13 protein-coding genes are annotated in these 12,513 nt (G+C 47.8%); 9 read left to right on the plus strand and 4 right to left on the minus strand.

Features of this window, described 5'->3' with window-relative positions; translation table 11 throughout:
* The first annotated feature begins 1 nt into the window (after position 1).
* The 7 genes from NKE59_RS02740 to NKE59_RS02770 are packed head-to-tail and all read left to right on the plus strand — an operon-like array spanning position 2 to position 5,130.
* Positions 2 to 1,261, plus strand: a complete 1,260-nt coding sequence (locus NKE59_RS02740) for an IscS subfamily cysteine desulfurase (RefSeq protein ID WP_353439404.1) — start codon at positions 2 to 4, stop codon at positions 1,259 to 1,261.
* A 33-nt stretch (positions 1,262 to 1,294) separates the two neighbouring features.
* Positions 1,295 to 1,678, plus strand: a complete 384-nt coding sequence (gene iscU / locus NKE59_RS02745) for a Fe-S cluster assembly scaffold IscU (protein WP_353439406.1) — start codon at positions 1,295 to 1,297, stop codon at positions 1,676 to 1,678.
* A 14-nt stretch (positions 1,679 to 1,692) separates the two neighbouring features.
* On the plus strand, positions 1,693 to 2,016 hold the full coding sequence (gene iscA / locus NKE59_RS02750; RefSeq protein WP_353439407.1) for an iron-sulfur cluster assembly protein IscA: 324 nt from the start codon (positions 1,693 to 1,695) through the stop codon (positions 2,014 to 2,016).
* The gene (hscB, locus tag NKE59_RS02755) at positions 1,994 to 2,518 is read left to right on the plus strand and encodes a Fe-S protein assembly co-chaperone HscB (protein WP_353439408.1); all 525 of its coding nucleotides are present in this window, start codon (positions 1,994 to 1,996) and stop codon (positions 2,516 to 2,518) included. The genes iscA and hscB overlap by 23 nt, the downstream gene beginning before the upstream one ends.
* A 19-nt stretch (positions 2,519 to 2,537) precedes the next feature.
* On the plus strand, positions 2,538 to 4,403 hold the full coding sequence (hscA, locus tag NKE59_RS02760) for a Fe-S protein assembly chaperone HscA (RefSeq protein WP_353439409.1): 1,866 nt from the start codon (positions 2,538 to 2,540) through the stop codon (positions 4,401 to 4,403).
* Positions 4,404 to 4,419: 16 nt separating this feature from the next.
* Positions 4,420 to 4,758 carry an ISC system 2Fe-2S type ferredoxin gene (fdx, locus tag NKE59_RS02765; RefSeq protein WP_353439410.1) on the plus strand — a complete coding sequence of 113 codons (339 nt, stop codon included), beginning with the start codon at positions 4,420 to 4,422 and terminating at the stop codon, positions 4,756 to 4,758.
* Positions 4,759 to 4,776: 18 nt separating this feature from the next.
* Positions 4,777 to 5,130, plus strand: coding sequence for an HNH endonuclease (locus tag NKE59_RS02770; RefSeq protein ID WP_353439411.1), 354 nt, complete (start codon positions 4,777 to 4,779; stop codon positions 5,128 to 5,130).
* 4 nt (positions 5,131 to 5,134) lie between these two features.
* On the opposite strand, the gene lysS is transcribed toward NKE59_RS02770, so the two are convergent.
* From lysS to NKE59_RS02790, 4 genes are all read right to left on the minus strand, one after another.
* Positions 5,135 to 6,682 (minus strand): lysine--tRNA ligase, encoded by a 1,548-nt coding sequence (lysS, locus tag NKE59_RS02775; RefSeq protein WP_353439412.1) that lies wholly within the window; start codon positions 6,680 to 6,682, stop codon positions 5,135 to 5,137.
* A gap of 19 nt (positions 6,683 to 6,701) precedes the next feature.
* Positions 6,702 to 7,806, minus strand: a protein-coding gene (gene prfB, locus NKE59_RS02780; protein WP_353439414.1) for a peptide chain release factor 2 whose coding sequence is annotated in 2 segments (ribosomal slippage) — positions 6,702 to 7,733 and positions 7,735 to 7,806 — 1,104 coding nt in all. Because the reading frame shifts where the segments join, the coding sequence is not laid out codon by codon here.
* 26 nt (positions 7,807 to 7,832) lie between these two features.
* Positions 7,833 to 9,599 (minus strand): single-stranded-DNA-specific exonuclease RecJ, encoded by a 1,767-nt coding sequence (recJ, locus tag NKE59_RS02785; RefSeq protein ID WP_353439415.1) that lies wholly within the window; start codon positions 9,597 to 9,599, stop codon positions 7,833 to 7,835.
* Complete coding sequence (locus tag NKE59_RS02790; RefSeq protein WP_353439416.1) at positions 9,578 to 10,489, minus strand: hypothetical protein; 912 nt, start codon at positions 10,487 to 10,489, stop codon at positions 9,578 to 9,580. Before NKE59_RS02790 ends, recJ begins: the two co-directional genes overlap by 22 nt.
* Before the next feature lie 68 nt (positions 10,490 to 10,557).
* On the opposite strand from NKE59_RS02790, the gene NKE59_RS02795 reads away from it, so the two are divergent.
* Together NKE59_RS02795 and NKE59_RS02800 are read left to right on the plus strand one after the other, a co-directional pair.
* Complete coding sequence (locus tag NKE59_RS02795) at positions 10,558 to 11,820, plus strand: lipoprotein-releasing ABC transporter permease subunit (RefSeq protein ID WP_353439417.1); 1,263 nt, start codon at positions 10,558 to 10,560, stop codon at positions 11,818 to 11,820.
* Positions 11,813 to 12,511 (plus strand): ABC transporter ATP-binding protein, encoded by a 699-nt coding sequence (locus tag NKE59_RS02800; protein WP_353439418.1) that lies wholly within the window; start codon positions 11,813 to 11,815, stop codon positions 12,509 to 12,511. Before NKE59_RS02795 ends, NKE59_RS02800 begins: the two co-directional genes overlap by 8 nt.
* Positions 12,512 to 12,513 lie beyond the last annotated feature (2 nt).

The following is a 12,513-nucleotide window of genomic DNA, read 5'->3' on the forward strand; positions in this document are numbered from 1 at the left end:
CATGAACGCTCCACAAAAAGTTCCCCTTCAACCTGTTTCGCTGTATAGCCCGAAGCATTTTCCTGTCTACATGGATTACTCGGCAACCACGCCGATTGATCAGCGTGTGGTCGATAAGATGCTTCCCTATTTGCGGGAGCAGTTTGGCAATGCAGCCTCGCGCAGTCATGCGTTTGGTTGGGCTGCCGAAGAAGCTGTTGAGGAAGCTCGTGTGGAAGTTGCCAAGCTAGTCAATGCTGATCCCCGTGAAATCGTGTGGACCAGCGGTGCGACAGAGAGTATCAATTTAGCGATCAAAGGCGCTGCCCATTTCTATAAAGAGAAGGGCAAGCACATTATTACGGTGAAGACTGAGCACAAAGCGACGCTCGATACCTGCCGTGAACTTGAGCGTGAGGGCTACGATGTCACGTATCTGGATGTGATGGATAACGGCCTGATTGACTTTGCACAGCTCGAAGCTGCTATTCGCCCAGATACCATTTTGGTATCGGTCATGTTTGTCAATAATGAAATCGGCGTTATTCAAGATATTCCCAAAATTGGAGAACTTTGCCGCTCACGTGGAATCATTTTCCATGTGGATTCTGCCCAAGCAACCGGTAAAGTTGATATTGATTTAGAGAAGCAAAAAGTTGATCTGATGAGCTTCTCGGCACATAAAACCTATGGACCTAAGGGTATTGGCGCGTTGTATGTTCGCCGCAAGCCCCGGGTGCGCATTGAAGCGCAAATCCATGGCGGTGGTCATGAGCGCGGCATGCGCTCAGGCACCTTACCTGTCCATCAAATTGTTGGTATGGGCGAGGCGTTTCGGATAGCTCGAGTGGAGATGGTTGAGGAGAGCGCCCGTATTCGTAAATTACGCGATCGTTTGTTAGCAGGTTTAAAAGACATTGAAGAGGTTTATGTCAATGGTGATATGGACAAGCGTGTAGCGCATAACCTCAATATTAGTTTTAACTATGTTGAAGGCGAGTCTATGCTGATGGCATTGAAAGACATTGCGATCTCTTCTGGATCTGCATGCACATCCGCATCTCTAGAACCTTCTTATGTATTACGTGCACTTGGACGTAATGATGAGTTAGCCCATAGCTCGATTCGTTTTACGATCGGACGCTTTACCAATGAAGAAGAAGTGGACTTCACCATTCATTTAGTGAAAGAGAAAATTGCCAAATTGCGAGAGCTTTCTCCTTTATGGGAAATGTACAAAGATGGCGTTGACCTAAACACGATTCAGTGGGCAGCGCATTAATCATTCATGTATTGAGATTAAAAAGGTAACGACATGGCATATAGCGATAAAGTAATTGATCATTATGAGAACCCTCGTAATGTGGGTTCATTTGCCAAGGGCGATGAGCAAATTGGTACCGGTATGGTCGGCGCACCCGCATGTGGTGACGTGATGAAGTTGCAAATTCGGGTCAATGATCAAGGTGTGATTGAAGATGCTAAGTTCAAAACCTATGGTTGCGGATCGGCGATTGCCTCTTCCTCCTTGGTGACCGAGTGGGTAAAGGGTAAAACTTTGGATCAAGCGCTCGAGATTAAGAACTCGCAGATTGCCCAAGAGCTTTCCTTGCCACCCGTAAAGATCCACTGTTCAATTTTGGCAGAGGATGCTATTAAAGCGGCAGTGAAAGATTACAAAGACAAGCATTCCAATTAATAAAGTAGATTGATATGTCGATTACCCTGACCGAAAAAGCAGCGACTCATGTAAATCGTAGTTTGCAAAAACGCGGTAAGGGTTGTGGCTTGCGCTTGGGTGTTCGCACAACGGGTTGTTCTGGTCTTGCCTATCAATTAGAGTATGTGGATGAGGCTGTCGCAGAGGATCAAGTATTTGAGTCCCACGGCATTAAAATCTTTGTTGATCCGAAGAGCCTCGCCTATATTGATGGCACCGAGCTTGATTTTGTGCGCGAAGGATTAAATGAAGGGTTTAAGTTTCAGAACCCCAATGTGAAAGATGAGTGTGGTTGTGGCGAATCTTTCCGCGTCTGACAACTACTTCACTTTTTTTGGACTAACACCCCGTTTCAAGCTTGATACGTTGGTTTTGGACCAAGCCTATTTAGCTATTCAAAAAGAAGTTCATCCCGATCGTCACGCTCATGGAACTGAAGCAGAGCAACGGGTCGCAATGCAATTAGCGACTTATGCGAACACCGCCTATCGCACATTAAAAGATCCTATCCAAAGAGGCTTATATCTTTGCCAGTTAAATGGTGTAGAGGCTCATTTAGAAACCAATACGGCCATGCCAGTTCAATTTCTAATGAAGCAAATGGAATGGCGTGAGACCCTCGATGAGTCTGCAGAGGACTTAAGCACCCTCGAGACTTTGGCAGCCGAAGTGGGTCAAGCCCAGCAAAATGCCGTCACTCTTTTAGAACAAGAGTGCGAGAAGGGGCATTATCAAAAGGCAATCGAGACCGTTCGCGGCCTTCTCTTTATTGATAAATTTGCCATCGAACTTGATGATGCGATTGCTGAGCTGGCTTAAATTTATATAGAAAAATACGATGGCCTTACTGCAAATCGCTGAACCTGGAATGGCTCTTGCTCCGCACGAGCGGAGAATCGCTATTGGTATTGATCTGGGCACCACCAACTCACTCGTTGCCATTGTCAAAGATGCGCTACCTAAGGTTCTAGCCGATATCAATGGCAAGGAACTATTTCCATCGGTGATTCGGTATTTACCAGGCGGTCGAACTCAGGGCGGTTATGAGGCCTTAGAGCATGTAATCGATGATCCTAAAAATACGATTATTTCGGTGAAGCGTTTTATGGGACGTGGCCTTCATGATGTATCGCATGTGGAGAGCTCTCCCTATGAGTTTATCGATGAGCCAGGTATGGTCAAGTTGCGCACAGTCGCAGGAGACAAAACTCCGGTAGAGATTAGTGCACAGATCCTAGCGCGCTTACGTCAACTGGCTGAAGACTCTGTCCAAGATGAGATCGTCGGAGCGGTGATTACAGTCCCCGCATATTTTGATGATGCCCAGCGTCAAGCGACCAAAGATGCTGCCCAACTAGCAGGCCTTAAGGTCTTACGATTATTAAATGAGCCAACGGCAGCGGCGATTGCCTATGGTTTAGATAATGCCTCGGAAGGAATCTACGCTGTTTATGATTTGGGTGGTGGCACATTTGACATCTCTATTTTACGAATGAGTCAGGGTGTCTTTGAGGTCTTATCCACCGGGGGTGATTCTGCCTTGGGTGGCGATGATTTTGATCAACACCTGTATGGCTGGGTGATTGAGCAAGCTAAGTTGCCACCTCTTGCACCCCAAGACCAACGTGCTTTATTGCTAGCAGCTAAGCAAACCAAAGAACAATTAAGTCATGTTCCGCTTGCGAGCGTGCATCTCACTCTAAGTACGGGTACCGTCGTTCATGTGGAAGTGAGTCAGGCCCAATTTTTTGAGATGACTCAGACCTTGGTTAGTAAAACAATGACCTCGGTGCGTAAGGCCTTGCGCGATGCACATTTACAGGCGAATGAAGTTAAGGGCGTAGTCATGGTTGGCGGCGCGACACGGATGCCCCATGTACAAGCTGCTGTAGCAGATCTCTTTGCAAAGCAACCCTTAAATAATTTAAATCCTGATCAAGTGGTTGCCCTGGGTGCTGCGATGCAGGCGGATTTATTGGCTGGTAATCAAAGCAAGAATAATGAATGGTTATTGCTCGATGTGATTCCTCTGTCCCTAGGGCTTGAGACCATGGGTGGCTTAGTAGAAAAAATCATTCCACGTAACACCCCCATCCCAGTTGCTCAGGCACAGGAGTTCACGACCTTCAAAGACGGCCAGACCGGTTTATCGCTTCATATTGTTCAGGGTGAACGCGAGGTGGTTGATGCGTGTCGATCTTTGGCGCGTTTTGAGTTGAAGGGGATACCACCGATGGTGGCCGGCGCAGCTCGTATTCGGGTGACCTTTCAGGTCGATGCCGACGGTCTTTTATCGGTTCATGCATTAGAGCAAAGCTCGGGGGTGCAAGCCTCGATCGAGATCAAACCGTCTTATGGTCTTACCGATACAGACATTACGCGGATGCTGCAAGATGGATTTGCGTCTGCCAAGGACGATATGCAAGCTCGCTCTTTGCGTGAGGAGCAGGTAGAGGCAGAGCGATTACTCGTAGCTGTAGGAGCTGCTTTAGAGCAAGACAGACATTTATTAACCGATGTTGAGCATGCTCTAATTCGTAAAGAAATGAGTTTGCTCCGTGAGCAAGTGATGGTTGAAAAAGATAGTTCTCAATTGCGTAAAGCGGTTGAGAAGGCAGCAAAAACCACCGATCAGTTTGCTGAAAAGCGGATGAATGCCAGCATTCAGAAAGCCTTGACCGGAAAAAATGTAGCAGAGATCTAATTATCGAGACTGACCCATGACCCAAATTGTTGTTCTACCTCATTCTGAGTATTGCCCTGACGGAGCGGTCATTGAAGCAGATCCAGGCACTAGCATTTGCGAGACCTTGCTCGCTAATGATATTGAGATTGAGCATGCCTGCGATATGGTGTGTGCCTGCACAACCTGTCATGTGATTGTGCGAGAGGGGGGAAATAGCTTAAATGAGCCCGATGAGAACGAGGAAGATATGCTCGATCGTGCTTGGGGCTTATGCCCCCAATCGCGACTTTCGTGTCGGGCCATTGTCTCTAAAACCGATTTAGTGATTGAGATTCCAAAGTATTCGATCAATCATGCCAAAGAAAATCACTAAGTAATTCTATTAAGCACCATGGTCGGTCGGATACGTCAAAAGCAATTGCTAGAACTTCAAGCAAGCGAGGAACTCAATGCCGTTGCGCTTGCAATTTGCCCGATTTGCATGCGTGAGATACCGCCAGACCAACAAGAAGCCCATCATTTGATTCCGAAATCAAAGGGCGGCAGAGCCACTGAGTATTTACACAAGATTTGCCATCGACAGATTCATGCGCTCTTTACCGATACGCAGTTAGCCGCTAAATTCAATACGGCAGAAGCAATTTTGCAAGATCCCGCGATGCAAAAATTTATCCGCTGGGTTGAGACTAAGCCGAATGCATTTTATGAGCGGGTTACTAAAAGCGACCGCGTGCGTAATCGCTAGACGATCACTCCTCTTCGCGACGCAAATGCGGAAACAAAATCACATCCCGAATATTAGGCATATCAGTTAGTAGCATCACTAAGCGGTCAATACCAATTCCGCAACCCCCTGTTGGCGGCATGCCATATTCCAGGGCGCGGATGAAATCATGGTCAAAGTACATTGCCTCTTCATCGCCCGCCTCTTTTTGTGCGGCTTGTTTGCGAAAACGTTCGGCCTGATCTTCAGCATCATTGAGCTCTGAGAAGCCATTGGCGATTTCTCGACCCGTGATAAAGAGCTCAAAGCGCTCGGTAACACCCTTGCGAGTATCCGACTCACGCGCGAGGGGGCTAACCTCAATCGGATAATCAATAATGTAAGTAGGATCCCAGAGATGCTCTTCGGCAACGAGCTCAAATAAAGCCAATTGCAGGGCACCTAGCCCCGCATTTTTGAGTGCTGGGGAATTGATATTTTCTCCTCCCTTTTTTAGCTCGGCACGAATAAAGTCAAGATCTTCTAATTGGGCCGCAGCATAGGTCTTTTGCGAGAGTGGGGCGTATTTGAGGATTGCTTCGGTAATGGTGAGACGATCAAAGGGTTTAGCTAAATCAAGACCTCGCCCTTGGTGAGTGAGTGTTGCTGTCCCTTGCGCATCGATGGCGGCGCTGCGGATTAAATTCTCGGTAAAGTCCATCAGCCAGCGATAGTCGGTATAGGCCGCATAGAACTCCATCATGGTGAACTCTGGATTATGGCGCGGGCTAAGACCTTCATTTCTGAAGTTACGATTAATCTCAAAGACCCGCTCAAAGCCACCAACTACCAGACGCTTTAGATAAAGCTCTGGAGCGATCCGCATATACATTTGCATATCAAGCGCATTGTGGTGGGTGATGAATGGCTTAGCTGCTGCTCCCCCAGGAATAGGGTGCAACATGGGTGTTTCAACTTCCATGAAGTGTGCTTCGATCATATGTCGACGCAGCGAGGCAATGGCTTTGCTACGTGCCAAGAAAGTATTACGGCTTTCTGGGTTCACAATTAAATCGACATAGCGTTGCCGGTATTTGAGTTCTTGATCCGATAGACCATGAAACTTATCTGGCAGTGGTCGCAACGATTTGCTCAGTAGGCGCAGTGTGGAGCACTCGACTGAGAGCTCGCCTTTGTTGGTCTTAAAGAGATGACCCTCAGCGGCAATAATGTCACCGAGATCCCAATGTTTAAAGGCTGCATGGATATCGGTGCCTGTTAGGTCGTCGCTGATATAGAACTGGATCTGACCGCTACGATCTTGAATCGTGGCAAAACTAGCTTTACCCATCACCCGTTTTAATACCATTCGACCGGCGACCTTAACGCCAATCTTTTTGCTTGCTAATTCTTCTTTACTCAAGCCATCGTAATGATCATGCAGATCTGCTGCTAAATGCGTTGGGATAAAGTCATTGGGAAACGGTATGCCAGCCTGGCGTAGTTTGGCTAATTTCTCGCGCCGCTCGGCAATGATGTGGTTCTCATCCGGTGCTTGGTTTTGCTCATCAGAATTAGGTACAGTGGTATTCATAGGGATAGCTCTCTGGATATTACACACCTTGTTTTAGACTGGCCTCGATAAATGCATCGAGATCCCCATCTAAAACTTTTTGGGTGTTAGATATTTCAACATTGGTTCTTAAATCTTTAATGCGACTTTGATCCAAAACATAGGATCGAATTTGATGACCCCAGCCTACATCAGTTTTATTGGCCTCTAACTTATCTTGCTCAGCACGACGCTTACGCATCTCGTGTTCGTACAAACGGGATTTGAGCATACTCATCGCCTCAGCGCGATTGCGGTGTTGGCTGCGATCATTTTGGCACTGCACCACAATCCCCGTAGGAATATGTGTAAGACGCACTGCTGAATCTGTTTTATTGATATGTTGGCCACCTGCTCCGGATGCACGGTAGGTATCGGTGCGGATATCAGCAGGATTAACATCAATTTCAATCGAGTCATCAATCTCTGGATAGACATAAATGCTGGCAAAGGAAGTATGTCGACCACCTGACGAATCAAAAGGAGATTTGCGTACCAAACGATGAACCCCCGTCTCAGAGCGCAGGTGCCCGTATGCGTACTCACCATCGACTTTAATGGTGGCACTTTTAATACCGGCGACATCACCATCAGATTCTTCTAGGATTTCAGTCTTATAACCTTTACGCTCGCAGTATTTGAGATATTGGCGATACAACATGCTTGCCCAATCGCAGGCTTCCGTACCACCTGCACCTGCTTGAATATCAATAAAGCAATGACAGGGATCCATCTCATTGTGAAACATTCTTCTAAATTCTAAATCCGCAATGATTTTTTCATAAGAATCCGAGTCAGCTTGAAGAGCTAGTAAGGTCTCTTGATCGTTCTCGGCACGTGCTAATTCCATGAGCTCCATACTGCTTGTGATGTTTTGATTGAGCTCTGTTAGGGTATTGACAACACCCTCAAGTAATTTTTTCTCCTTACCCAGCGCTTGCGCTTGCTTGGGATCATCCCAGATTTTGGGATCTTCAAGGATCTGATTAACTTCTACAAGACGGTTTGACTTCGTATTGAAGTCAAAGATACCCCCGTAGTGCTTGCTCACGCGAGAGAAGATCTTTTAAGGCATTCGTAATTTGATTGAGTTGTTCGGCTTCCATACCCAAATTATACGGGTAAGTGCCAACTAGGCTTGATCGTTGAGCGCCTCAATCATTAACTGCACGCGCGCCTCTGCATGAAATCGATCGCTGACTAAACGATAGGCCAGACGAGCTTTTGGGGGAAGGGTTTGGGTGCGGTTAAACCAGACCGCCCCAATAACCGGCGCATGCCCTACCGTTTCCGAATCGAGGACCCTTGGTTTTAGTTGTAAGCGTAAGTGCTTATCCTTCATGAGGGATTGCTGGAGAACATCAAACTCCCCATAAAAAAGAGGCTCTGGAAAGCCATGACCCCAAATCTCATTCATGAGGATGTCGCCGGTCTGCACATTTAATTCTTCAGGGCTTAGTTCGCCATCATGGATACAGCGCCGTTGGAGAAGATCGTCGTTTAAGAGCTCACGACTGACCTGTAAAAAGGATTCTTCAAAGAACCCAAAATCGGCCTGCCGAATCGTAAGACCTGCAGCCATAGCATGCCCTCCAAACTTTTGAATGAGAGAAGGTTTGCGCTTAGAGACCAGATCCAAAGCATCCCGTAAATGAAATCCAGCAATGGAGCGCCCCGATCCTCGCAAAAGCGCTTCACCATCAACCCCCTCTGCCGGAGCAAAAATAATCGCGGGACGATTAAAGCGCTCCTTTAGACGAGAAGCCACAATACCAACCACTCCTTGATGCCAATTTGGATTCCATAAACAAAGCGCTGGTCGTTCATCCGTATTAAGATGCGTGAGGTGCGCTAGGGCAGACTCTTGCATTCCCGATTCAATTACCCGGCGCTCACGATTAATCCGGTCTAATTCTTGCGCAATCTCCAGAGCGATCTTTGGATCATCACACAGGAGTAGTTGGATACCTAAACTCATATCGGCAAGACGTCCTGCGGCATTAAGTCTTGGCCCCACGGCAAACCCCAGATCAAACGGGTTTGCCGTTTGGGGATTGCGCCCAGCGACCTCAAACAAGGCAAGGAGTCCAGGCGGCGTAATACCTTGGCGGATCCTCTTTAGACCTTGTGATACCAAAATGCGATTATTGCGATCCAGTTGCGCAACATCCGCAACGGTGCCAAGAGCCACAAGCCCTAATAACTGTTCGAGCTTGGGTTGGGTCTCTGTTGTAAAGATGCCGCGTTGGCGCAGCTCTGCGCGCAGAGCAATTAAGAGATAGAACATGACCCCAACACCGGCAAGCACTTTACTCTGAAAACCACATTGGGGTTGATTGGGGTTCACAATGGCTAGGGCATTGGGTAATTGCTCGCTTGGTAAATGATGATCGGTCACGAGCACATCCATGCCATGCTCTTTGGCATAGTCAATTCCTGCATGACTGGCAATTCCGTTATCGACCGTAATGAGTAAAGAGGGTTTGGGAGTCTGCTCTTTTGCTAGATCGATCACTTCAGGCGTTAAGCCGTATCCCATCGTAAAGCGGTTGGGTACTAAAAAATCAATTTGCTTGGATGATGCACCAAGCATCTTCAAACCACGAATACCCACAGCGCAGGCTGTGGCACCGTCGCAATCATAGTCGGCGACAATCAGCATCTGACGTTGATCACGTATTGCATCAGCTAAGATCTTGGCGGCATCCTCGCAATGTAAGAGGGTATTGGGTGGTAAGAGATACTTGAGCTCTAAGCCAAGTTCATCAACACTTTCTACACCCCGTGCGGCGTAGAGTCTTGCTAAGAGGGGATGTAACTCACCTGACGCAAGAGTCTTCGCAATCTCTGACGAATACGGCCTTTGGCTAAAGATACTCACGCGTTGAGCTCTTCCCATGTGGGAACTTTGGATTTTCGCCAAAAGGCGAGCGGGTGAGCGCGAAAATCGTCCGAGGCAAAGCGACGCTTACGAACTGATTTTGGAAAATCAATTACCTCAAGGACTAGATCGTGATCGAGCAACATCTGATAAATGGCAGGCCACATCTGTTTTGCCTGACGATGGTAAATCAAGGTGTTCTCCGCGAGATCCTCCCAGCAAGAGATGGGGTCGCTCATGCATACCAAGGAATGATTGTGTGCCACACGAGGCATCCACGCTTGATCACTAATGACCTTTTGGGCGATCTTGAGTTCGTGGGCCAAATGCACATCGTGTTGATAACTAATGCCGCTTAGCCAAATGGAATTAATGGTGGGCAGTCCCTGCTCACTTCTCGCTTGATTGATGGGATGAATATGCCAGCGTATTTGGACTTCGTTTTGGATTTGGCGCCAGCGTTTGGCTAAACCGACTACTCGTGTATCTTTGGGTAGCCACCAGTCAATGTTGCGACCTTGTGCTTGCGCAGCACTATGCGTATGCAGTGTTTTAAATCCCTCGGTTTTACCTAACCACTGAAAGGGCGCGACTTGTGTCAGAGGTCCCAAACCTTCTTCACTAAAAATAGCACTGGCTTCGTTCATCAGTTGTGAAAGATCTTCTTGGGCGATCTGAAAAGGATCGAGTTGAAGCAGCACGAGATGATCGCGGGTTGCATGAAGATGAACTGGCTCAATGCAGATGCGTTGGAGATTGTCGGATTCTGGGCCTGCCAGAGCTCCAGCCAGTGGAAATGACTCACCCAGAAGGTATTGCTCACGGGCTAAGCCATTGCCCACTAAGGCAATAGACTCGTCATCGAGTTTGTTTTCGCCATGAAGCAAAAGCATGAGATGTTTAGGCATACCCTCAATTTTAGGTGGCATTTGCGAGAGTTGCCCAGTAGGGGCTTGTGATTCACTAAACTGTGGGTATGTGGAAGATTCCGATTGAACTTGAGATTGGCCTAAAGTACACGCGCTCTAGACGCCGTAAGGCTGTAAGCCAACGTGATGGCTTTTTATCCTTTATATCGGGGATCTCGATGGCGGGGATTGCTTTGGGCGTTGCTGCCTTAATTGTGGTGCTCTCGGTGATGAACGGCTTTCAAAAAGAAGTGCGTGATCGGATGCTCTCCGTACTTTCTCATATTGAAATCACTTCACCTGCTGGTTTAGCCAACTGGGAATCGGTATCTGAGAAGCTATCGGGCCAAACTCACGTTCTTGGCGTCGCACCCATGGTGAGTTCCCAAGGGCTCTTATCGCGTGGCGAGTCCATGCGAGGCGTCGCTCTTCGTGGCGTTGCCCCAGAGCTGGAGGGCAAGGTCTCTGATCTTCCCAAACAATTTGTGGCGGGCTCGATGAATGATTTAAAGCCGGGCCAATTTGGTGTGGTGCTAGGCGCTCAATTAGCGGGCACGCTTGGAGTGCGCATTGGTGATCGAGTGAGCCTATTAGTACCCGAAGGCGATTTAACCCCAGCGGGTATGATGCCGCGCATGCGGACTTTGCAGGTCGTTGGCATTATTGATAGTGGTCATTATGAATACGACAGTACATTGACCATCATGCATTGGCGGGATGCCGCCGCACTGTTACGCATGTCCGATCCAACGGGATTAAGGGTGAAGGTCGATGATATGCAAAGAGCGCCAGAGATCGCAGTGAAATTAGCGCAGGTGGTACCTCAAGCATTATGGGTGAGTGATTGGTCGCGCTCCAATCGCAATTGGTTTGCAGCAGTTCAGACCGAAAAAAAAATGATGTTCATTATTCTGACCTTGATCATCGCGGTCGCTGCCTTTAATCTTGTTTCCACTCTCGTGATGACCGTAACCGATAAACAAGCTGATATTGCGATCTTACGTACCATGGGAGCAAGTGCTGGTTTGGTCCAACGCATCTTTTTAGTTCAGGGATTGGCAATTGGACTATTGGGTAGTCTATCGGGCGTGGTATTTGGTTTATTAATAGCGCTTAATATTGATGTGATTGTTCCGTTCATTGAAGCTCTCTTTCGGGTTCAGTTCTTACCTCGTGATATTTATTTCATTAGCCAGTTGCCATCCGATGTTCGTTTTGATGATGTACTCACAGTCGGTGTGATGGCTTTTGTTCTTTCCATTCTCGCTACTATTTATCCCAGTAGAAGAGCGGCTCAGGTAAAGCCAGCCGAGGCCTTGCGCTATGAATAAATCCACTAATCCTGTATTACGTGCTACAGGACTTGCCAAAACCTATGGCGCTGGAGCGACCGCAGTAGAGGTCCTAAAGTCTGTTGATCTGGAGTTAGATTGCGCTGAGAAAGTGGCGATTGTGGGCTCCTCGGGATCAGGCAAGAGCACCTTATTGCATTTGCTAGGCGGATTGGATACTGCCACCTCTGGTGAGGTGCAAATGGGTGGCCAGGTGATTAATCGCCTAAGTCCCAAAGAACTCGATCAATTACGCAATCATCACCTAGGCTTTGTGTATCAGTTTCATCATCTACTCGATGAGTTGACTGCGATCGAGAACGTTGCTCTGCCGCTTCGTATTCGAGGTTTGGATCAGGGCGAGTCCCATGCGCAAGCAAAAATACTTCTTGAAGCGGTGGGGCTTAGTCAACGTTTAATGCATACCCCAGCCGAGTTATCGGGTGGCGAGCGTCAACGCGTTGCTGTAGCTAGAGCCTTGGTAGGCAAACCCGATTGTGTCTTAGCCGATGAGCCTACCGGTAATTTAGATACCGAGACCGCCGACCGTGTCTTTGATTTAATGCTTGAGATTGCCCGCCAACAAGGTACAGCATTTTTGATTGTGACCCACGACCCGATTCGTGCTAAGCGGTGTGATCGTATTTTGCATCTAGAGCGCGGTGTTCTAAAGCCATTTAGTGGTTTGTAAAA

The sequence above is a fragment of the Polynucleobacter sp. UK-FUSCHL-C3 genome, assembly GCF_040409815.1.
Lineage (GTDB): Bacteria > Pseudomonadota > Gammaproteobacteria > Burkholderiales > Burkholderiaceae > Polynucleobacter.